The organism is Oceanobacillus sp. FSL H7-0719 (genome assembly GCF_045040795.1).
Taxonomy (GTDB): domain Bacteria; phylum Bacillota; class Bacilli; order Bacillales; family Amphibacillaceae; genus Oceanobacillus.
This window is the reverse complement of sequence record NZ_CP150301.1, coordinates 1,731,966-1,754,230: the sequence shown is the minus strand read 5'-3', so window position 1 is coordinate 1,754,230 and position 22,265 is coordinate 1,731,966. Positions and strand designations below refer to the sequence as shown.

Sequence of the window (22,265 nt, the reverse complement as noted above, 5' to 3'; positions counted from 1 at the left end):
TTCACTCCTTCTTCTTGTTACCTTGTATATAATCTTTATCGAAGAGGAACAGTTTTAATAATAAATAGATTGAAGGAATTAACAATGCAAGACCAAGAACGAAAACAACAACAAGTGAGATGGCCATTGCCTGATTTGTAAAACCTTCATGAATTGTTAAGTGTGGGAAGAGCAGGTATGGATAATGGGCAATACCATATGCGAAAAAGGCAAAGGCAAATTGTCCTACCAACATCCAAACCGCCGCTGCATAATTTTTCCTCTTCCAGATAGACCAGACAGTTAATGCCCAGAGGACAAAGGAAATCGCGAACATCCACCATAGATTCATTAAGTTATTGAATAGTGTTTCATTATGTGAATACAATTCAATAATGATTCCTGAAGCAGCAATGATTAGCGGAACAGCCCATATTAGTGCATATTTACGCATCAGGTCAGTAGCGTCTTTGTCATTTGCTTTATCTGCATACCAGGTAAGGAATACTGCAGAAATATATAAAACAGCGACAATTGCAAGGACGACAATTGACCATGATACTGGACTTGTAAATAATCCTGCATAATCAAGTACTGGAGTTCCTCCTTCAATGGAAACAAATCCTCCCTGTGCAATCGCAAGCACAACTGACAGTGAAGCAGGGATGAGTAATCCTGCAATACCATACATCGAAGCATAGCCTTTATGACCTCTCGCTCCATATGATTCAAAAGCATAGTAAGAACCACGGATTGCCATCAGGATCAGGGCAATGCTTGCTGGAACGAGAAGAATTGTACCAAAGTAAAATGCAGACTGCGGGAAAAACCCAACAATACCAACAAAGAAAAAGACAAAGAATACATTCGTTACTTCCCATACCGGTGACAGATAACGCTGAATTATTTTTGATAAGATTCTTTCCTTGCCTGTGAGAATACTGTAAGCATTAAAGAAACCAGCACCAAAGTCAATTGATGCGAGAATCACATATCCAAATAAGAAGGTCCACAGTACGGAAATCCCTAATATTTCTAAACTCATGACTGTTCACCACCTTGTTTAGCCTGGATTTTCGCTAATTCATTTTCTACGGGATTATTGATGAAAATTTTACGCAGTACAACAATCGTTCCAATCCCTAGAATGAGATAAAGAGTCGCGAAAAGCACGAACATTAGTCCAACATGATTGCTGGTTGTTGCAGCCTCGCTGACTGTCATAATACCACGTAAGATCCATGGCTGACGTCCAAATTCTGCGAGCCACCAGCCTGCTTCGATTGCTAGCATAGACAGTGGTCCACCCAGGACAATGAGCCAGCGGAACCAATTGGATTCAACAAACGCATATCTCATTCGAGTGCCAAACCAGTATATAAAGGAAATTGCGATCATTGCCATGCCGATTGTCACCATCGTATCAAAGTAGTAATGGACTTCGAGTGGTGGTTGCTCTTCTTCCGGGAATTCATTTAACCCAATTACTTCTGATGAAGGATTGCCAAAAGCTAAAATACTTAATGCATAAGGTATTTTAATTGCATACTTCGGTTCTTGGTTTTCATCAAGTACACCATAAAGCAGAAGCGGTGCGCCGCCTTCTGTTTCAAAATGCCATTCAGCAGCTGCAAGCTTTTCAGGCTGATATTCTGCGAGATACTTACCTGAGAAGTCACCAATTAACGCTGCAGCGATTGCAAAGATCAGACCGATTTTCATTGTCATATGCAATGCTTTTTTATGATAGGAATGTTTTGACCCTCTCAGCATCTTGAATGCAGCGATTGTTGCTAGGATAAAGGCTGATGTCATATAAGCTGTAGCAAGCACATGAGCAATTTTCGTCGGTGATGCCAGGTTAAACATTGCAAGAACTGGATTTGCATTCACAAATGTTCCGTCAACAATATCGAAACCTTGGGGAGCATTCATAAAACCATTCACTGTAGTAATGAAAAAGGCTGACATACCAGCTCCTAATGCAACTGGAATCAACAAAAGAAAGTGCTTTTTCTGATCTTTGAATCGGTCTCCTGTATATAAATAAATGCCAAGGAAAATAGCTTCAAAGAAAAATGCGAACACTTCCATGAATAAAGGCAGAGCAATTATATTACCAGCAAGCTCCATGAAGTTCGGCCATAATAGGGATAGCTGAAGGCCAATAATTGTACCTGTAACTACACCTACAGCGACCGTGATAATATAGCCGCGTGCCCAGCGCCGAGCCATTAAAATATAGTGATTATCATTCTTTTTAATGCCAATCCACTGCGCAATCATAATGAATAGTGGTATTCCCACCCCCACGGTGGCATAGATAATATGAAACGACAGCGTCAGCAGAGTCAGCATTCTGCTTGCGAATACGGGATCATTAAATAACACAGATTTTCCTCCTTTTATCGAGTTCGTGTAATACTGAACATAGTTAGTTGAATGGAAAAACGGTTTTCACCACAAACATAGTAGAAACCGTCATGTTCCTTCATTGTAACTCAAAACATACGGGCTGGATGCCTCCAGATATGACAAATTTAGTAATCCTGTTTTTTTAGTATGTACAGAAAGAGCAAGAATATAGCAATTTGCTGAACAGGTACATATTTACATTGCAGGGAGCTGCAAACTAAACTTAAAAACCTGTTCTTGCTTAAGGATGCCTTGTACATACGTTCTTTCTGTAAAGGTAACTTGGTCATTGCTGTCAATTAATAGAACGGTTGAAGAACGTGTACCGTAATCAGGCGTTTTTATAAAAGATGCAGATAGACTGCGCTCTAGCTCTATGCCGATTCCTGTTTGCGGCAGATTGATATCTGGTGCAACTTCTTCATTTTCCAGTATTGCAAATAATTTATCAGGATCAATTTTTTCGTGTTGTCTAATATATGTGTTAAGCTCTCTTTTTCCTTTTTCGACCTTTGGCCATGGTGTATTCAATGAATCATTACTTAAGCTATGTGTGCCAGGTGTAACTTCGTTCAGTTTATTTTCAACATTATTATAATGAAAAAGCTGTTCGGAATTTCCAACCAGAATATTAAAGCCAGCGTACTGATGTCTCTCTTTACTTATTTTTCCCAAATAAGTCTCAGGTGAAACAGCAGAATTTAAAAAACCGCTGACAATTTCGCCGCGTGACTTTTTATTCGTTCCCTCTAAGGTTAAATCACGGATATTGGTTAGCGCGGCAAAGCGTCCTTCTTTCGTAATGCCGAGCCATGTCCCTTTTTGCAGTAAATCTCTGCCTGCAAGAAGTGTTGGTGCATCTGGCCAAAAATGAGCCTGATCAGTAGGCCTTGCATAAAATTCATCCCGATTAGCTGCAACAACCAACTTATAGTTTGGATGCTCCTGTAAATGAAGATTGATTAAACACATGATGAATCACCTCTTCCCATAAGTATACTTTGCACTGTATTGATAGCCAAATATTAGGATTCTCTGTTCAGGAATAGAATAGGATAATGACACTAAGTTTCTGCACTGTAAATACAAGCAAATTATAGTCTGAAATAAAGTTTTTAATAAAAAGTCAGTGAAAAATGGTTGAAATGTCTCGGTTATGGATATATTTCTGATAAGGAGTGAATTTTATGGAATTAAGGGTTGAATGGCAGGGGAATATGGCTTTTTCAGGAATCACTCCGTCAGGTCATCCGTTGATTATGGACGCAAAAGATGAAGCTGGCGGGCAAAATCATGGTATTCGTCCAATGGAAATGCTATTAGGGGCAGTTGTTGGATGTACAGGAATGGACATTATTTTCATATTAAAGAAGATGAACATAATGCCAGATGATTTTAATATTGAAGCAAAGGGAGAACGTGCGGAAAGTCATCCACAGCGCTTCACAGACATTTATATTCATTATACGTTTACTGGTGATCTCTCGAATGATAAAATATTTCGGACGGTTGAGCTATCCTTAAATAAGTATTGCCCTGTGGCTTATTCCCTTAATGCGACTGTGCATGGAAGTTATGCAATTAATGGAGGAGAAAAAATCTTACTCGATCCAGAAATGGGGGGATTATAATGATGGGTTGGTTAATTGGTCTAGTCGTTGCAGCATGTATTATTGCATTAGCAATTACGTACCGTGTATTAAAAGTTGAAGAAAAGAAACAAAAGGAATATAAGAAAGAGGGAGCAGGTTTTGGTGATGAATTAGAACGTTCCCATGAATATGAGGAAAAATCATTGAAATCCAATCTGCCGAACCTGAGCTGGATTTACATTGTGGCAGCGGTTATAATCATTATCGCATTTGTTATTTATTTATTCTAATTTCAAATTTGGATGAAGACAAGATAAGTTATTGATAAACGAACACAGTCGAAGAAGCCTGATTGCTATGATGCTCGATCACCAGCTTTTATTATTGAAATTGGAATGAATATGCAGTACAAATAATAAAACAAAAAGGTGAGCAGAAAACTGCTCACCTTTTACTTTTATCCCCAAATTTCTTTGGAGATATCAACAATATATTTTAATTTTTGCCATTGTTCATCTTCGGTCAGAATATTGCCATGATGTGTCGATGCAAAGCCGCATTGCGGGCTGATGCAAAGATTTTCTAAAGGAACATATTGGGAGGCTTCTTCAACACGAGCTTTAATATTTTCTTTATCCTCTAATGTGCCATTCTTAGAAGTAAAGACACCGAGAACAACCCTTGGTCCATCATTTGGAATATAGTCTAATGGTTTGAAATCTCCAGAACGATCATCATCATACTCCAGGAAGAAACCGTCTACCTTTTCATTTGCAAATAATGTTGGCGCTATTTTTGCATAACTGCCTTCGAAAGCCCAATTTGAACGGTAATTGCCCCGGCAAAGGTGTGTCGTAACAGTTAAATCTTCTGGTTTACCTTCAAGGACACCATTGACAACACGAAGTGCTAGTTCTATTAATTCCTCACGACTGTACCCACTATCATTGAATGGAATTTCTGGTGCATTTAAACCCGCAATATAGACATCATCAAGTTGTAAATATCGGCAGCCCGCATCATAAAAGGCTTTAATTGCATCTCGGTAAGTCTGAATAATATCATTTGCATATTCCTCAATGTCAGGGTAAATCTCAAGATTGCGGATTCCCGCATTGAAGAATTGGTTTGGACTAGGAATCGTCTGTTTTGCAATCGCACGGTCACCAACAATTTCTTTGAACGCAATAAATTCTTTTACATGTGGGTGATTTGGATTAAAGGAGACTTTTCCGATAACACGCACATCGTACTTTTCAGTTTCCTCTCCGTTAAATGCAAATCCATGATCAGGAACGTATCCTTCTACACCATTTAAGTGCTCCATAAAATCTGTATGCCAGAATCTGCGGCGGAATTCTCCATCTGTTACAGCCTTTAAGCCAATTTCAAGCTGTTTATCAACGATACGCGTGATTTCTTCTGTTTCAATGTTATAAAGTTCATCATTTGTAATCGCACCTTCTTGGAAATCCTTTCTAGCCTGATGGATGCGCTCCGGACGCAGCAGGCTCCCTACATGGTCTGCTCGGAACGGTGCTTGTACTAGTGTTTTTGTCATTTTCCTATCTCCTTTATATTTATTCTTTCTTTATTCACAAAGTGCGAAGAGGTTCAATTACGAAGTATTTCATCCATAATAAAAACCCCTTCCTAGATTAAGAAGAGGTTGGCAATATGTAATAATAAGCTGTCTCTTCTTATCTAAAGCAAATATGCTTCTGGAATTGGCACAGTACATAATCGCATGATTAAGTCCGCTGCCGAGGCTTCAAAGGGCCAGTCCCTCCACCTCTCTGGATAAGAAAGTATCATATGAAATTATTGTTATTGACAAGCTTATATGGTTGTACAGTAATTGTCAAGCAATTTTAATAAATTATAATTTTTCAGGACATTCAAGGTTAAACATCCAATGAGCCATTAGGATTGTACCTCGTTGTCACAGTTTGGTAGTTTAATAGATACGTATGTTTTATAATATAGATATCACGATAAGAAATAGGGGAGTAGCATGTATCGAAATTCGGAGAGGTTTTTAACTGCATTTAATCGGATTGAAAAAAGAATGCGTTCGATTATAAATAGCGGGAGAAATATTGGGTTTTCGAAGATGGTAAGGATGTTGAAAAATGCTGATGCAGTTGTAGGGCAGTATAGTGATGATCTTCTGGAATACGCTGAATTAAGAAATGCAATTGTACATAATAAAGTTAATATTACCTTCTCGATTGCTGAGCCGCATGATTCGGTCGTTGAACAAATTGAATGGATTGAAAAGGAATGATTAGAACCGCGAAAAGTTGCCCCGCAATATATTAAAAAGGTTATTTCGTTTGAGCAAAGTGAACCATTATCCCATTTATTGGCAATGGTGCATGAAAAAAATATAACTAAGTTTCCAATTTATCATAATGGTGAATTTAAGGGATTGGTTAGTCAAAGAGCGATTGCTTCGTGGCTAGCGGAAAGTATGTATTCCGAAGCGAAGGAATTAAAAGAGGCAAAAATTGCAGAAATGCTGCAGTATGAGACGAACGACAATTATCAATTTATCTCAGCAGAAACAACTGTCCTTGAAGCAATTGAGATTTTTAAAAAACAATTTGGTAAAGGAAACCGTCTCGAAGCATTGTTAATAACAAAACAGGGTCATGCACTTGAAAAATTAATCGGGATTATCACAAATTTAGATATCATTGGCATGCAGCAGCGCTAGCGGGATATTTAGCCGTACCCTGCATATTTCATGAACAGAGAATCTATTTGTCCTACTTGTTAATTGTAAATTTTTTCTATTGATTTTTTGCTGCAGAGGGTATAGAATGTATTTACAAGCTGCAATGTACGTATTGAATTAAGTTTTAACCTCTAAATGATGAATAGGGAGTTTTACATCGAGATTGGAATGTCGAGCCGCCACTGAGCGGAAGACAGGAAGGTTTCTGCAAACACCCACTTGTTGAAAGTGGTGGTTTAAAACTTTTTATTTCTAAAATACGGCAATTGTGGCCTGTATACATAGTATGACTGCTAGTTTCTATAAGAAACTAGCTTTTTTTAATTATTGAAAATCGCATTAAATGGAGCAAGTAAAAAATATGTTTCTTAAAAGGAATAGACAGAACGAGAGGAAATGCCTATAATTTTAGAAAAGAGTAACTTTTTCATTTTCTAATTAATTATTGAAATTGGGAGTGTACGTAAATGGGAAGTTTGTCACCTTCAGTTCTGCTATATATCGTTCTTTGTCTGTTCGCATTTATTAGCGGAACTGTGTATTGGATTAGAGGTAAATTTCAAGCTGGAGCTGTATTATCGCTCATATTTTCACTTCTGGCACCGCTGATGACAGTGCTCGTTGGAGTGCAGCGGGAAGAAAATACCGGAGTCTATAAATATATAATTGCGGAAATGCGGACAGGAAATACATGGGCAAGATTAGTTGTTATCATACATATCTATTTAATTGCTTGGCTGGTATTTTTAACTGTTTATCTTATGATCAAGCTGTTCAAGATGCCCGAAGTAAGGGAAAGAGTCCGGAAGCTGTTTGCAAAGAAAGAAACGAACAAAATAAAAGAAGAAAAAATAAAAGATAAAGCGAGCAAAAGCAGTGGTGAGTCGTAAAACCACTGCTTTTTTATCTTATATTGCAATATGTTTATTTTCATCATGCTTGTATTTGCGATAAAAGGTAATCATTGGTTCAATGGTGTCTTTCATATCCGGACAATATACTCCAGATCCCTCTAAGTCACGGGTTGCTTGTGTGCAGTCATAGGACACGTTAAGTGTAAAATAAGCAAGTGCTTCTCTTTCAACTTTCAGCAACTTTTCCGTTGTGTGGGATTGCATTATAAAGCTGACTAAATCAAGCGGAACTTCTCCTTTTGGAGTTCTCATGAGATAAGCTTCTGCAAGCATTTTATATAAATCACGCATATGGTAAGGGCTGGGATCAGTTAAATGATACGTTTTGCCAATACTGTGTGCAGCAAAGCTGAGATAGCTTGTTGCTTTTATAACATAATCGGAAGGGACGAAATTACCCTCCACTCTCCCTGCTCCTAAATAAGGCAAAAAAGGAGAAAAAGCTAACTTATCTAATAAATTTAACATGAAATACATTCCATCAAATTTTGAAGTTATTCCGGTTTTAGAATGCCCCTTTACAATGCCTGGACGAATGATTGTAGTTGGAATGGTTTCTTTCAATCCTTCGACAAGCAATTCTGCTTCATACTTTGTTGCTTCATAATGATTTTTAAAAGACTGTCCGCCACGGAGTTCTGTTTCGTAAATTATACCTTCTCTAGTCCCTGATACATAAGCTGTACTAAAGTAGATATAGCGCTGCAGCTGTTTCAGCTCTTTCACCCATTCATTCACCATTTTTGTCCCATGAACATTTACTTGAAAAGCTATTTCCTGTGGCACAGCTAAATCATAAATTGCTGCCAGATGAAATACATGGGTAACTGTATCTTTTAATTTTCTTAAAGCAGTTTTTTCTATTCCAAGGTCTTCTTTTGTAATATCTCCTGTTAGTATGGAGAAATAATGTGTTTGCAGTTTATTTTGTTTAATAAAGCAGGTTAGATCACTTTTTGCCTTCTGTTCTTGCTCCGGAAGGACGAGCAGATAAATATGTTCAATTTTATTATAATGATCCTGTGACAGCTGATGAATCAAACTGCCTGTGAGAAATCCCGGATAGCCGGTTAAAAATAGTGTGTGCTTCATAGGTAACACTCCCCCTTATTTTTTACAAGCCCTTGCAGAAATCCCTTTACCTTAATTTTCTTGCAATAGTGAAAAATCTTCTATATAATTATAGTAATTCACTGAAAATAAATAAGCAATGATGAGAAAAAGTAAGGTTTCGTATATTTTATACAGAGAGCTTCTGGTGCTGAAAAGAAGCAAAATGGAAATCTGAAAAATGGACTCTGAGCTGCGGGCTGAACATGAATAATCAGTAAGCTTTCGCCGAGATTTGGTACTCGTTATCAATACCACAGTATAATTATGTACTTGATGAGACTGTATGTGTGAGCATGCAGTAAAGTAAGGTGGTACCACGTTGTTTAAACCGCGTCCTTATCGTATTAACGATATTGGCGTGGTTTTTTTATTGCTTAAAGTAAATCATTTTTTATTAGGAAAGAGAGATGATCGGGATGAATAAACATATTGTATTACAAACAGATTTTGGGCTAAGCGATGGGGCGGTCAGTGCGATGAATGGTGTTGCATATTCAGTGGATCCTGCTCTAAGAATTTCTGATTTAACACATGAAATTCCGCAATATAATATTTGGGAAGCATCCTACCGGCTATACCAGACGGTTTCTTATTGGCCAGAAGACACGGTATTTATTTCGGTTGTCGATCCAGGTGTTGGGACAGACCGGTTGAGTATTGTCGCCAAAACAAATGCTGGACATTACATCGTTACACCAAATAATGGAACACTGACACATTTATCGGATAGTATTGGCATTAAAGAAGTAAGAGCCATCGATGAAAAGGTCAATCGTCTGCCACGTTCTGGAGAATCTTACACTTTTCATGGCCGGGATATTTACGCATTTACAGGAGCAAGACTAGCTGCCGGGATTATTGATTTTCACGAGGTAGGACCAGAGCTGGAAATCGAAGCAATTATAAATTTGCCGATTCCAAAAGCAAGTTATGCAGAAAGTAAAATTCACGGGAATATTGATATCCTCGATATCCGCTTTGGTAATCTTTGGACAAACATTAATCGTGAATTGTTTATTGAAGCCGGAATTCAATATGGTGATATGCTGGAAGTTACCATTGAGCATAACGGAAACAATATCTATAAAAATTTAATTACTTTTGATCGCTCCTTTGCTGAACGCCGGTTAGGAGAAGCTTTATTATTTGTTAATTCTATTGATAAAATAGGTGTTGCAATTAACCAAGGATCCTTTGCAGATGCTTATCATATTCGAACAGGTGTAAGCTGGAAGATAATAATAGAAAAAATGGGACAGAGGGTTAAGCCCTGATTGTTTCAAAGTGGGGGCAGATTATGAAAGGTTTTTTATTGCGTATGATTTCATTTTGCTTGCTTTGGGCTTCTATTCTTTTAACGGAGAGTATAGATATCCCAGTCAGTATTCTACTCTTTGCTGCCGCTTTAGGCGTCTGTTTTTCACTTACTATGCAAAAGGGGCTGCTATGGAAATATAGTTGCTTACTGGTTTTAACGGGTGTCCATGGCTTGTATTTTACTTCAGAGTTCTTATATACAAATTTGCTGCTTTTATTCCTTGTAATTGATGCAAGTTTCCGTCTGGAGAAGAAAAAGCTTATTGTCTTGCTTATTGAAGCGGGATTTCTCATCCTTTTATTTAGTTACTATGGTGATTTGCTAACAGTCGCACATGCGTTGTTTTATTTGTTTATTGGTTTTCAGGCAGTTATTTTAAATCAGATGCAGAGTGAACGAAAAGAGCAATACACGATTTATGAACAACTGCTGGGAGAATATCGGATTTTGAAACGACTTCATTTTAGGGCAGAAGAAAATGCCCGTATACAGGAAAGAACAAGAATTGCCAGAGATATTCATGATTCTGTGGGACATAAGCTAACAGCGTTAATTATGCAATTAGAAATGAAATCAATCCAAGAGAATAGTGATGCATATGAGAATCTCAAAAAAATTGCCAAAGACAGTCTTGAAGAAACAAGATTAGCAGTGAAAACGTTGCAAACGACAGAAAGTGAAGGGATTTCAGCAGTAGTTCACCTGATTCGAAAGCTGGAGGCAGAGAGCCATTTGCTTGTACAATTTACATTAAAGGAAGGTGTGCTTTCGATTCCTGTGACGAATCAGATGAGTATTGTCCTGTATCGGGTGATTCAGGAAGCATTAACGAATATTATGCGGCATGGAGAAACTGGAAATGCTCATATTACGTTGGGGAAATCTGCAATAGGTGACATTCAATTTGAAATAAGGAATCCATTACAAAATCCTAAGCCTTTTACAATCGGATTTGGCTTGAAGAATATGCGCAAGCGTGTAGAAGAAATGAATGGACGGGTAAGCATTCATCAAACGGAAAATAGATTCGTAATTTCTGGGACGATTCCGCGGGAGGAGGTCTAATATGTGGCGTGTACTTTTAGTAGAGGATCAAGAAATAGTAAGACAAGGCCTCAAAGTTATTCTCGAACAGGATGAGAAAATCACTGTCACTCATGAAGCTGCCAATGGAGCAGAAGCATTAGAGCTGGTTAATGAAAACCCCTTTGATTTAATTATGATGGATGTGCGTATGCCGAAAATGAACGGAATTGAGGCAACAAGAATCATTCGCAAGAAATTCCCAAAGATAAAAGTTCTTATTCTTACAACTTTTAATGATGATGAATATGCTTTTCAAGCATTAAAAGAAGGTGCAAGCGCATTCTTATTAAAAACAGCGAACCCGAATAAATTAATCGAAGCTGTGCACAGTGCGATGAGGGGCGGTCTTACGCTTCATGATGAGGTTGCTGCCAAAGTGATGCCGCGACTTTTACAAAAAGACAAAATAGCGGAAAAGCCTGTGCCGAGTATTGGATTAACCGATAGAGAGACACTTATTACGAAGCTTGTAGGTGAAGGGAAGACGAATAAGGAAATTGCCAGTGAGTTATATTTATCGGTGGGAACAGTAAAGAATCATATTACAAATATTCTGCAGAAAATTGGCTTGCGTGACCGAACCCAGCTTGCAATCTATGCAGTGAAGCATGATTTAACCTGAGCTATTGTCATGACTTTGTTAGAACTATCCAGGTTATCCAAGGCAGGCGTATTATATAATAAAGGCATATTTTCGGAAGAAGGTGAGTATGCTTGCTGGAGATTATATTAGATGAGTTTCATTTTTCTACACTTTGGAATGGCGGAATCTTTATTTTTATTGGTTTTATTTTAATCATTTATTTTTTACTGCTGCCACAAGAAAAGAAACATCCAATTTGGAAACAGATTTTATTTGTTATCGGAATGCTGGCTGTTTTTGCAGCACTTGGCAGCCCGATAAATGTTATTGCCAGGATTAAGTTTAGTACCCATATTATTCAGCTTGTGCTTTTATTGCTCGTAGCACCACCATTGCTGATTCTTGGGTTTAAAAATGAAATAGTTGAACGAGCAAGGGAAATAAATATTTTAAATCGTATCTTAAACATACTGACACAGCCAATTCTAAGTTTTATTCTATTCTTTGCTATCTTTTATATATATCATATCCCAGCAATATTCAATTTTGCCAGACTGGATTTATATATAAATTATTTCTTTATGTTTGCATTATTAATCGCAGCGATTCTCTTATGGCTGCCAATCATCTATGCAAATAAATTACAAGCGAAACAAAGCGTTTTATATATTGCTTTAACTATTCTTTTACTGATTCCTTCCAGTCTTGTATTGTTTTTCTATGACAGCAGTTTATATCTTGTTTATTCAGATGTTGACTTATTCCTGCAATCCTTAGAAGCTTGCATTCCTAATCTGGATGGAATACCGCCTGAGATTGCAGCGAGTCTCCTGCCGTTTGACCCAGTACAGGAGCAAGTGCATGGCGGTATCCTTTTATTTATTAGTCAGAGCATTATATTTATTGCTTCAGCTCTTATAGGGCTAAGGCACAGGAAATAATTTACCTTTCGTACAAACTCTTGCACCACTTTCTATTTTGAAGGTGGTGTTTTTATTTATGAAAAAGGTGACGGAGGTCATGTGTAGAAAGTGACCAGAGACAGTTCCAATTTTGTTCAAATCCTCTTAAACTAAAGGAAGGAGGTGGTTACATGCTTGAACTAATCGATATAACGAAAAGGTTCAAAAAGACGGAAGCAGTAAAAAATATGAATATGTATATACAAAAAGGTGAAATAGTTGGTCTGCTCGGTCCGAATGGAGCAGGGAAATCAACAGCAATATCAATTCTTTCATCACTTGCAGAACCGACGAGCGGTGAGGTGAATTTTCAGCATAAAAGTATTATAAAGGATCCACAAGAACTGCGGAAGATAATTGGCATTGTACCACAGGAAATTGCACTATATGAAGATTTATCAGCAGAAGAAAATATGAAATTTTTTGGAAGAATCTATCGCTTGAAAGGTAAAAAGCTGGAGAAGAAGGTTACAGAGGTTCTAGAACAAATTGGATTAAGTAATCGCAGGAAGGACATTGTTAAAACTTTCTCTGGTGGAATGAAAAGACGGCTGAATATTGGGGTTGCGATGCTTCATGATCCAGAGATTCTTGTGATGGATGAGCCGACAGTAGGAATTGACCCCCAATCACGTAATTATATTTTACAAACGGTAAAACGACTAAATCAGGAACGGCAAATGACGGTGCTATATACGAGTCATTATATGGAAGAAGTCGAATTTTTATGTGATCGAATTTATATTATGGACAAAGGAAATTTAATTGCATCAGGTACAAAGAATGAAATTAAACAAATCCTTTCTTCAGAAAATACAATCACTCTTAAGGCCGATCACTGGACGCATGAATTTATTGATAAATTGGAGAAAAATCCTGTTATTCATCAAATGAGAGTGGAAGACCATGAAATTACTTTAGTGGTTTCACGCGAAGTAAGCATTTTTTCTGAGCTTGCAAAGCTCGCAGAAAAAACACATATTACTTTAACTGCAGTGGATGTAAAAATAGTGACGCTTGAAGATGTATTTCTTCACTTAACCGGAAGAGCCTTAAGGGATTAGGGGGACTCAGAAATGATTTTGCAAATGATTAAAAAGCAAGCATTGATTTTATTGCGTAACCCTGTTCAGCTTATTTTGCTTATCGGATTACCGATGGTTTTAATATCCATTCTTGGCACTGCACTGGGCAGCTTTATGAACGGTGAAGCAGTGGATCTTGAATTTAAACTAGCTGTTATTGAAAATGAATCTGAATCAGAGCAGGTAGAAAGGTTTTTAACTGAACTTCATCAGGCGGAATTACCTGAGGATGCACTCCAGGAAATAGAGGTTGCTGCTGCTTCGATTCGGCCTGCCGCAAACTTAATCGACGTTTTGCAAAGTGAGGAATTAAAAGAAATGATTCAGCTTGAAAAAGTGAGTCATGAAAAGCTGCCTGAACTTGTTAAGGATGATTCCTATGCAGCGATTGTTGAAATCCCAAAAGGGTTTACTTATGAAGTGCTGAATCAGCTTTTACTTGAACAAGGAAGCAGTCCAGAATTAAAAATCTATCATAACTCTGGAGCAGAAATCGCTGGAAATATCATGGAACAAATTATCACTGCCTACCAGGAAGAATACACGATGGGAATTTTTTTAGGAAAAAAAGGTATAGATTCGGAGCAACTCATGACACTTGCAGCTGATTTTAAGCAAGAAATATCTGCGATTAACCAGCATAATCCAGTAAGCTCAAAAGCTTATTACACGATTGGAATGGTCGTAATGAATGTGCTCTTCATGTCAACAACAATCGCAACAATGGCATTTAGTGAAAAGCAGGCACATATTTTTGACCGGATAATTCTTGCGGATATCTCAAGGTGGGTATATTTCATCAGTACATTGCTGACAGGGGTGACCTTTGCGTTCATTCAATCCATTCTTGTTTTTATTTTTGCTTATATTGTATTTGGCATAAGCTGGCCCGATTTAACAGCCTTCATTATTATTACTTTCTTTTTTGCACTTGCTGTTGGCGGGTTAACTGTATTTCTGACGGCAATCAGCTATAGCATAAATTCAGAGCAAATTACTAATTTCTTTTCCAGTATCATTATTACGATTTTTTCTTTTCTTGGCGGCAGCTTCTTTCCAATAGGAGAAGGATCTCCCCTTATGCAAAGGATAGGAGATTTAACACCTAATGGTGCTGCAATGTCAGCATATCTAAGTATCATCCGTGGAGAATCAATTATGGACAATGCAAATCATCTTACTTTTATTTGCTGCTTTGCTGTTTTGGCAATTCTGATTGGTGTTCTAACGTTTCCGAAAAGAGGTGCAGCGGCATGAGGGGAATATTACTAGCAAGATTTTCAAGCTTTATCCGAAACCCATGGGTTTTTGGAATGTTTACAGGCATGTCTATTCTATTTGCACTAATTATTGGCGGTTCTAATCATGTGGCTGAAAGAATTACCGTACCAGTATATGGGGATGAAGTCTTAAAGGAAGACGCTATTGGTGAGCTGCTTGCTGAAAATGATGTTTATCATTTTAAATGGATGGACAAAGAAGATCTGGAAGAAACGATTCGTCGAGGGAATGCAGAGGCAGGTGTAATACTTGATACGGATGGTTTTGAATTAATTATTGGAATGGAGTCAGCGAATGTTGACTTGATCAAACAAACTGTAGCAAAGATTTATTCAGAAAAAATCCAGGAAGAAAATTTACTTGCGCTATCTGGGGCAGCAACTGAAGCAGAACAAACAGCATTGCGTGAAGAACTGAAAGAAGCAAAAGCAGCACCTGTTTTTGAAGTGGGAAATCAAAGCTTCCATGGCTCGGAAACATTTGTCTTTGATAATCGCTTACATTCATTATTTGGTTTTACTTTGTTTTTTGTCATTTATACAATCTGCTATAATGTTATGCCAATTCTTATTGACAAAAAGAATGGTGTGTGGGATCGAATGATTCTTTCACCAATGAAAAAGTGGGAAATGTATGTAGCGAATTTAATTTATAGTTTTTTTGAAGGTTATTTACAGATTCTAATTATATTTCTTGTATTCCGTTATCTTGTTGGGGTGGATTTCAATGGTAAGTTATTAGGGATTTTACTTATCTTTATTCCATATGCATTTGCGATTGTATCACTAGCAATTTTCCTTGCAGCAATTGTGAAAAATACACAGCAATTCAATGCAGCATTGCCCATTCTAGCTGTAAGTATGGCAATGATTGGCGGAGCTTTCTGGCCGATTGAAATTGTGAGTTCAGAATTTTTACTAGCTTTATCAAAAATCAACCCGTTAACTTATGGAATGGAAGCATTAAATGGGCTTGTGATTTACAATCTTCCATTGGATCAGCTTCTCATGCCAATCAGCATTTTATGCTTAATGGGAGTCGCTTTTATGGGGGTAGGCATTCATCTGATGGAAAGAAGGCATGTGTAAAGCAGGACAGCAGGAATCAGTCTGCTATCCCTTTTTGAATAAGATATGACAAATAAAGGTATTTGCCAAAGTGTTCTGGCAGATGCCTTTAATTTTTTATATAATAGATTAATAGAGGCTGAGAGGAGTTAGGGATTGAAAAGAAAAAAACGTTGGTGGAAAATTGTTGGCGGGATATTGATTATCCTTGTACTTATAGATATTGGTGCTGGTTTTTTCTTTTATAAACTGGCAATTGAAAGAAACACAAAAGATTTTTTGACAGGCAATGCAGATTTAGAGGTTTCGGCGGAAGCGATGAATGAGTTTACAAAAGGTGACTGGCGGGAATGGGTCAGCAATCAGAGCTTTGAATATTGGGAGCAGCAAGCGTTTGATGGGAATACATTACAGGGTTATTTCCTGGAAGCAGAGGAGCCGACAGATAAGACGGTGGTTTTTGCGCATGGATACCTTGGACGTGCAACGGATATGGCTTTGTTTGGACAATATTATTATGAAGAACTTGGTTATAATATGTTTACTGCAGACAGCCGGGGACATGGCTTAAGTGAAGGTGATTATATTGGCTTTGGCTGGCATGACCGTCTCGATTATGTAGGCTGGATTGACCGGATTATTGAGGAACTTGGTGAGGATGCAGAAATTATCCTGCATGGTGTTTCGATGGGAGCAGCAACGGTTTTAATGACAGCTGGTGAAGAACTACCTGATAATGTAAAGCTCGTGGTAGCTGACAGTCCTTATTCCAGTGTACATGAATTATTTGAGTATCAGCTGGATCGGATGTTTCATCTCCCAAGCTTCCCGATTATCCCAACAATCGGAATGGTTACAAATCTTATGGCTGGTTATGATCTGAAAGAGGCATCAGCATTGGAGCAAGTCAAAAAGGCAGAAATCCCGATTTTATATATACATGGCGGCAATGATACATTTGTACCAACCGCAATGACTAAAGAATTGTATGAAAACACCCAAACAGACAGCGAAATGCTTATCGTCCCAGGAGCAAACCATGGCGAATCAATTGTCCTTGACCGAGAAGGATATATTGCAGCAATGAACCAGTTTTTTGATCAATATCTTGAATAGAGCATTTAAAAATACCCAGATCACCAAGAGATGATCTGGGTATTTTACGTTACCTGACTTTCGTATAAATACATATGCAGGATTACTTTAATCAAAAACAGATAGAAAAAGCTGGATGGTATGAGTCCCGTTCAATACCGAATTCATACCAGCCAACTTGCAGCTTAAAAACTCCAACTTTTGGGGGTCACACCAAAATATTATTTAGTGCCCTTATTGAAGTAACAAAATAAAAATAAAAAACTTGTTGGATTACCTCTGAAATTATGACAGTGTGTAGCCCAAAAACAATATTAGAATAATTAACGTGCATATCTTCTGACATCATTCAATGAGATAAATCCCTATTTTTTCTGGGAGCATTCCAAATGCCCAGAGACTCCTGCAGGAGGAAAGGCATCGGTAAGATCACTGCGTGCGCAGCACGAAGGGAGCTTACCAGCCGCCTGCGGAAAGCGAGGGGCATTTGGAATGCGGACCTACATTGGAGAAGTAAAGAGCAAAACAAACATTATTCTGAATTAAAGGGGTTAGGATTCTACTTAAATTATAGAACTTATCAAAGCTTCTTAGTATTGCAATATAAGGTTTCTTAACATTGTTTATTGTTCTGAACATAATTTTTAATAATTTATTTTTATAAATTCTATTGCATATTTATACATTGTTATCTATAATGATGAATAATTAATTACAGAAAGCGAGCTGTTTAAAGTGAAGAAAGTAGCAATTATCGGTGGAACGGGCTATGGAGCAATTGAATTAATTCGATTGCTGCATACACATCCACACCTTGAAGTGACGAAAGTTATCAGTCATTCACAAAGTGGTGAATCCCTTTCATCTATCTATCCGCATCTGTTGAATCTTCCAATTATACAGCTTGAAGACTTGGATATTGGAAGTTTAAAAGATGAAGCTGACATTATATTTTTAGCAACCCCTGCTGGTGTTGCTAAAGATATTATTCCAGAATTACAGAATACGAGTCTCCAAGTGATTGATTTGTCAGGAGACTTCAGGCTGCCCGTACAGACGGAATACGAGGAATGGTACGGAAAAACAGCTGCCCCACAGAAATCATTGAATCAGGCAGTTTATGGGTTATCAGAAATTTATAAAGCGGATATCGAGAAAGCGAAAATCATCTCTAATCCTGGCTGTTTTCCAACCTCTGCATTATTGGGGCTTCTGCCTGCAATTGAATCAGGGATAATTGAACCCAAAGGTATTGTAATTGATGGGAAAACAGGCGTGTCTGGAGCGGGAAGAACCCCAACTGCAGCTACTCACTTTTCAGAAACGAATGATAATATTACACCATATAAAATCGGGAAGCATCAGCATATTCCCGAAATTGAACACTATCTGTCACAAGCAATCAATGAGAAGGTGACAGCGGCATTCACGACACATCTTATCCCAGTGACACGAGGTTTAATTTGTACGATGTATGCAACGATGAAACAAGAGCTCAATACTAAAAAACTGATTGATTTATATCAAGCGTATTACAAACAAAAGAACTTTATTCGTATATTGCCGGAAGGTAAGTATCCGGTAACAAAGGCAGTTCAAGGCAGTAATTTTTGTGATATTGGATTATATGCTGACCAAAGAAACGGCCAATTAATTATAGTTTCTGCGATTGATAATCTGGTAAAAGGAGCTGCTGGTCAGGCGATTCAAAATGCGAATATTATGAATGGCTGGAACGAAGACTTAGGATTAAACATTGTTCCGATTTATCCATAGGAGGTTTTCTGGAATGACATTGACAAAGGAGAAACAAATAAAAATTTTAAAGGAAGGCGATATAACAACTCCAAAAGGCTTTGAAGCTGGTGGAGTGCATACTGGACTTCGCAAAACAAAGCTTGATTTTGGATGGATTCATTCTGAAGTTCCTGCGACTGCAGCTGGCGTGTATACATTGAATGCCTTTAAAGCCGCACCACTTAAAGTGACAAAGGATAGCCTGAAAAAAACAGGGAAAATCCAGACAATCGTAGTAAACTCTGGAAATGCAAATGCAGTAACAGGACCTCAAGGCTATGAGAACGCACTTGAAATTCAAGCATTAGCTGGAAAGAAAAAAGGTGTAGAAATTGATCATGTTGCTGTTGCATCTACAGGAGTGATTGGTGTGCAGCTGCCGATGGATAAGCTTTACAAAGGAATCGAGGCAATGACAGCTGAAGAAAATCTGTCAGCCGCACGTTTTGAGTCAGCGATATTAACAACAGATACAGTAACAAAGCATGCAGCCGCAGAGCTGGAAATTGACGGAAAGAAAATTACGATTGCTGGAGCAGCAAAAGGATCTGGAATGATTGCACCAAATATGGCAACAATGCTTTCTTTTATAACAACAGATGCAGCAGTAGAACAAGCAAGCCTGGAAAAAGCGTTACGCCAAACGACTGACAAATCCTTCAACATGATTACTGTTGATGGGGATTGCAGTACAAATGATATGGTACTGGTTTTAGCAAATGGAACACAAGAAAACAATATTTTAAATGAGAATCATCCGGACTGGTCCCTATTTGAAGAAGGTTTAAGTTATGTCAGCCAGGAATTGGCAAAAAAGATTGCAAAAGATGGGGAAGGAGCAACAAAACTTATAGAAGTAAAAGTAACAGGTGCTTCATCAGAACTGGCAGCTGGCGAAATTGCCAAAACAGTCATTTCCTCTAATTTAGTAAAAGCTGCCGTATATGGGGCGGACCCAAACTGGGGAAGGATTGTCTGTGCTGTAGGCTATAGTGATCAGCCAATAGATGTTGATAAAGTTTCGATTGCCCTTGGAGGTATCCCAGTTGTGGAGAATGGATTGCCACTTGATTTCAGTGAAAATGCAGGCACAGCATATTTAGAAAAGGATATCGTTACAATCCATGTGCATTTACAAAGTGGTGAAGGAGAAGCGACAGCATGGGGCTGCGATTTAACCTATGATTATGTGAAGATAAATGCTTCCTATAGAACGTGAGGTGAATCAATTGGAAATTGTCGTTTTAAAAGTTGGTGGAAGTATTTTGCAAAAGCTCCCCAAGGCTTTTTATGAGACGGTTGTAAAAATAAAGAAATCAGGTCAGATTCATCCAGTAATCGTCCATGGCGGCGGTCCAGAAATCAATCAGGCATTAAATCAAATGAATGTAAAGACCGAATTTGTTAATGGTTTACGGGTGACATCGAAGGAAGTACTTGAAGTAGTTGAACTTGTTTTAAGCGGAAATATTAATAAAGAAATTGTTACACATATTCATCAGAGCGGGGGAACGGCTTTAGGCTTAAGTGGTGTAGATGGGACACTTCTGCAAGTACAGCCAGCAGATCCTGCGGGAAAGCTAGGCTTTGTTGGTGAAGTGAAAGAGGTAAATCCGAATTGGCTGAAGATAATCATTGAAAATGGCGGTATTCCAGTCATTTCCCCAATTGGGATGAATGATGCAGGACAGCATTATAATGTGAATGGGGATACAGCCGCTGCAGCTGTTGCTGAAGCATTAAATGCTAAATTGTTATTAATTAGTGATATTCCAGGTGTTCTTGAGGAAATATCCGGAAAAAAAGTATTGCTTCCGAAGCTGACTAAAGCGGAAATTGAAGAGAAAATTAGCTCAGGCATCATTTACGGCGGAATGATTCCAAAGGTGCGCTCCGCATTAAAGGCATTAGCGGGAGGAGTAGAGGAGTCAGTTATTCTAAATGGTTTAACTCCAAGTGATATACAAGCTTATATTGACGGTAAAGAGGTTGGGACAAAAATCGTAATAAGTGAGGTGCAGCATGCTTAATACAATAAAAACAGACGAACATTCCCCAGTGATGAACACATATGGGCGTTTTCCAATTACTTTGGTTAAAGGAAAAGGCAGTTATGTTTGGGATGACAAAGGAAAGAAGTATTTGGATTACACGTCAGGTATTGCCACTTGCAGTCTTGGCCATGTTCCGGATAAAGTGCAAGCTGCATTAGAAGAACAGCTTCATACGCTTTGGCATTGCTCGAATCTCTATCATATTCCGATACAAGAAAAACTGGCGAATATTCTTGCAGAAAACAGTATTTTCGATGGAGCTTTTTTCTGTAACAGTGGGGCAGAGGCAAATGAAGCAGCGATAAAGCTCGCTAAAAAGTATGCGAAAGGTCAAGGGAATGAAGAACGAACAGAGATTGTGACATTTAAGCGGTCCTTCCATGGAAGGACCGGAACAACGCTTGCAGCGACTGCCCAGGAAAAAATTCATCAGGGTTTCACACCCGTGACCTCTGGCTTCCGCTACTTGTCATTTAATGATGAAGCCGCGTTAGAGCAAATCGATAATGGCAAAACGACTGCAGTGCTTCTTGAGCTTGTTCAAGGAGAAGGCGGCGTGAATGTCGCTAAAGTGGACTGGGTCAAGAAATTAGCTGCACTGTGCAAGGAAAAGGATATCCTGCTAATGCTTGATGAGGTTCAGACAGGGATTGGCAGAACAGGGTCACTATTCGCCTACGAGCAGTTTGATTTTGAGCCTGATGTTATCACGCTTGCGAAAGGGCTTGGTGGGGGATTCCCGATTGGAGCATTGCTTGCCAAGGAAAAAGCAGCAGCTGCATTTACACCTGGCACGCATGGAAGTACATTTGGCGGAAATCCGCTTGCATCGACGGCAGGTTATGCAACAGTAAATGCCATTCTTGAAGGAAATATTTTAGAGCATGTAAAAAAGGTAGAACACTTCATTCTGAATAAGCTGTATGATTTACAGCAAGAATACCCTGTAATCGAAGAGATAAAAGGAATAGGCCTCCTACTTGGGCTAGAAATGAAAAATGGTGCAGCAGAATATATTACTGCCTTAAGAGAAAGAGATGTACTCGTACTGTCAGCAGGCGAGAAAGTGCTGCGGATTTTGCCGCCTTTGACAACTTCAGAGAAAGAAGCAGCGGAATTTATTGCTGCTTTTCAAGAAGTGTTAGAGGAAAAGAAAAATTAAAACTAAAAAATAAACAGCAGCA

General features: G+C 38.3%; 22 protein-coding genes, 1 other RNA gene, 1 riboswitch and 1 other annotated feature. Of the genes, 18 read left to right on the top strand and 5 right to left on the bottom strand.

From position 1 onward, the window contains the following. Nucleotide 1: 1 nt before the first annotated feature. The 3 genes from NST93_RS09370 to NST93_RS09360 form a co-directional block, all read right to left on the bottom strand. Nucleotides 2–1,024, bottom strand: coding sequence for a cytochrome d ubiquinol oxidase subunit II (locus tag NST93_RS09370; RefSeq protein ID WP_405103441.1), 1,023 nt, complete (start codon nucleotides 1,022–1,024; stop codon nucleotides 2–4). Further along, on the bottom strand, nucleotides 1,021–2,370 hold the full coding sequence (locus NST93_RS09365; protein WP_405103439.1) for a cytochrome ubiquinol oxidase subunit I: 1,350 nt from the start codon (nucleotides 2,368–2,370) through the stop codon (nucleotides 1,021–1,023). The genes NST93_RS09370 and NST93_RS09365 overlap by 4 nt, the downstream gene beginning before the upstream one ends. A gap of 219 nt (nucleotides 2,371–2,589) precedes the next feature. After that, nucleotides 2,590–3,366, bottom strand: coding sequence for an NRDE family protein (locus NST93_RS09360; RefSeq protein WP_405103437.1), 777 nt, complete (start codon nucleotides 3,364–3,366; stop codon nucleotides 2,590–2,592). Nucleotides 3,367–3,581: 215 nt separating this feature from the next. Here NST93_RS09360 and NST93_RS09355 point away from each other — a divergent pair, with 215 nt between their 5' ends. Further along, nucleotides 3,582–4,025 (top strand): OsmC family protein, encoded by a 444-nt coding sequence (locus NST93_RS09355; protein ID WP_405103435.1) that lies wholly within the window; start codon nucleotides 3,582–3,584, stop codon nucleotides 4,023–4,025. Further along, on the top strand, nucleotides 4,025–4,276 hold the full coding sequence (locus NST93_RS09350; RefSeq protein ID WP_405103433.1) for a hypothetical protein: 252 nt from the start codon (nucleotides 4,025–4,027) through the stop codon (nucleotides 4,274–4,276). The genes NST93_RS09355 and NST93_RS09350 overlap by 1 nt, the downstream gene beginning before the upstream one ends. Before the next feature lie 167 nt (nucleotides 4,277–4,443). Here the strand turns inward: NST93_RS09350 and NST93_RS09345 are convergent, their stop codons facing one another. After that, the gene (locus tag NST93_RS09345; protein WP_405103431.1) at nucleotides 4,444–5,547 is read right to left on the bottom strand and encodes a 5-methyltetrahydropteroyltriglutamate--homocysteine S-methyltransferase; all 1,104 of its coding nucleotides are present in this window, start codon (nucleotides 5,545–5,547) and stop codon (nucleotides 4,444–4,446) included. 136 nt (nucleotides 5,548–5,683) lie between these two features. Next, nucleotides 5,684–5,793, bottom strand: a riboswitch (SAM riboswitch). 207 nt (nucleotides 5,794–6,000) lie between these two features. Between NST93_RS09345 and NST93_RS09340 the strand changes: the two genes are divergently transcribed. From NST93_RS09340 to NST93_RS09325, 4 genes are all read left to right on the top strand, one after another. Then, complete coding sequence (locus NST93_RS09340) at nucleotides 6,001–6,273, top strand: hypothetical protein (RefSeq protein WP_405103429.1); 273 nt, start codon at nucleotides 6,001–6,003, stop codon at nucleotides 6,271–6,273. A gap of 30 nt (nucleotides 6,274–6,303) precedes the next feature. Continuing rightward, the gene (locus NST93_RS09335; protein ID WP_405103810.1) at nucleotides 6,304–6,705 is read left to right on the top strand and encodes a CBS domain-containing protein; all 402 of its coding nucleotides are present in this window, start codon (nucleotides 6,304–6,306) and stop codon (nucleotides 6,703–6,705) included. Between the two features lie 113 nt (nucleotides 6,706–6,818). Further along, nucleotides 6,819–7,005: non-coding RNA, 6S RNA (gene ssrS / locus NST93_RS09330), on the top strand. A 188-nt stretch (nucleotides 7,006–7,193) separates the two neighbouring features. Next, nucleotides 7,194–7,616 carry a hypothetical protein gene (locus NST93_RS09325; RefSeq protein WP_405103427.1) on the top strand — a complete coding sequence of 141 codons (423 nt, stop codon included), beginning with the start codon at nucleotides 7,194–7,196 and terminating at the stop codon, nucleotides 7,614–7,616. 18 nt (nucleotides 7,617–7,634) lie between these two features. Here NST93_RS09325 and NST93_RS09320 read toward each other — a convergent pair whose 3' ends face one another. Beyond that, nucleotides 7,635–8,732, bottom strand: coding sequence for an SDR family oxidoreductase (locus NST93_RS09320; RefSeq protein WP_405103425.1), 1,098 nt, complete (start codon nucleotides 8,730–8,732; stop codon nucleotides 7,635–7,637). Nucleotides 8,733–8,841: 109 nt separating this feature from the next. After that, nucleotides 8,842–9,094 (top strand) — a binding site (T-box leader). A gap of 75 nt (nucleotides 9,095–9,169) precedes the next feature. Here NST93_RS09320 and NST93_RS09315 point away from each other — a divergent pair. From NST93_RS09315 to NST93_RS09260, 12 genes are all read left to right on the top strand, one after another. Further along, complete coding sequence (locus NST93_RS09315; protein WP_405103423.1) at nucleotides 9,170–10,027, top strand: S-adenosyl-l-methionine hydroxide adenosyltransferase family protein; 858 nt, start codon at nucleotides 9,170–9,172, stop codon at nucleotides 10,025–10,027. A gap of 23 nt (nucleotides 10,028–10,050) precedes the next feature. Beyond that, on the top strand, nucleotides 10,051–11,136 hold the full coding sequence (locus tag NST93_RS09310) for a sensor histidine kinase (RefSeq protein WP_405103421.1): 1,086 nt from the start codon (nucleotides 10,051–10,053) through the stop codon (nucleotides 11,134–11,136). Between the two features lies 1 nt (nucleotide 11,137). After that, a complete protein-coding gene (locus tag NST93_RS09305; RefSeq protein ID WP_405103419.1) occupies nucleotides 11,138–11,779 on the top strand; it encodes a response regulator in 642 nt (213 codons plus the stop codon). Between the two features lie 92 nt (nucleotides 11,780–11,871). Continuing rightward, on the top strand, nucleotides 11,872–12,681 hold the full coding sequence (locus NST93_RS09300; protein WP_405103417.1) for a cytochrome c oxidase assembly protein: 810 nt from the start codon (nucleotides 11,872–11,874) through the stop codon (nucleotides 12,679–12,681). A gap of 152 nt (nucleotides 12,682–12,833) precedes the next feature. Then, complete coding sequence (locus NST93_RS09295) at nucleotides 12,834–13,766, top strand: ABC transporter ATP-binding protein (RefSeq protein ID WP_405103415.1); 933 nt, start codon at nucleotides 12,834–12,836, stop codon at nucleotides 13,764–13,766. Between the two features lie 12 nt (nucleotides 13,767–13,778). Continuing rightward, nucleotides 13,779–15,044: an ABC transporter permease gene (locus NST93_RS09290; RefSeq protein ID WP_405103413.1), complete on the top strand. Its 1,266-nt coding sequence runs from the start codon at nucleotides 13,779–13,781 to the stop codon at nucleotides 15,042–15,044. Further along, nucleotides 15,041–16,156, top strand: coding sequence for an ABC transporter permease (locus NST93_RS09285; protein WP_405103411.1), 1,116 nt, complete (start codon nucleotides 15,041–15,043; stop codon nucleotides 16,154–16,156). Before NST93_RS09290 ends, NST93_RS09285 begins: the two co-directional genes overlap by 4 nt. Before the next feature lie 135 nt (nucleotides 16,157–16,291). After that, nucleotides 16,292–17,251: an alpha/beta hydrolase gene (locus tag NST93_RS09280; RefSeq protein WP_405103409.1), complete on the top strand. Its 960-nt coding sequence runs from the start codon at nucleotides 16,292–16,294 to the stop codon at nucleotides 17,249–17,251. 714 nt (nucleotides 17,252–17,965) lie between these two features. Further along, the gene (gene argC, locus NST93_RS09275; RefSeq protein ID WP_405103407.1) at nucleotides 17,966–19,006 is read left to right on the top strand and encodes an N-acetyl-gamma-glutamyl-phosphate reductase; all 1,041 of its coding nucleotides are present in this window, start codon (nucleotides 17,966–17,968) and stop codon (nucleotides 19,004–19,006) included. 13 nt (nucleotides 19,007–19,019) lie between these two features. Beyond that, complete coding sequence (gene argJ / locus NST93_RS09270; protein ID WP_405103405.1) at nucleotides 19,020–20,246, top strand: bifunctional glutamate N-acetyltransferase/amino-acid acetyltransferase ArgJ; 1,227 nt, start codon at nucleotides 19,020–19,022, stop codon at nucleotides 20,244–20,246. Further along, entirely contained in the window at nucleotides 20,227–21,057 is an 831-nt protein-coding gene (gene argB, locus NST93_RS09265; protein ID WP_405103403.1) for an acetylglutamate kinase, read from the top strand. The genes argJ and argB overlap by 20 nt, the downstream gene beginning before the upstream one ends. Next, a complete protein-coding gene (locus NST93_RS09260) occupies nucleotides 21,050–22,243 on the top strand; it encodes an aspartate aminotransferase family protein (protein ID WP_405103401.1) in 1,194 nt (397 codons plus the stop codon). Before argB ends, NST93_RS09260 begins: the two co-directional genes overlap by 8 nt. The last annotated feature ends 22 nt before the right edge of the window (nucleotides 22,244–22,265 follow it).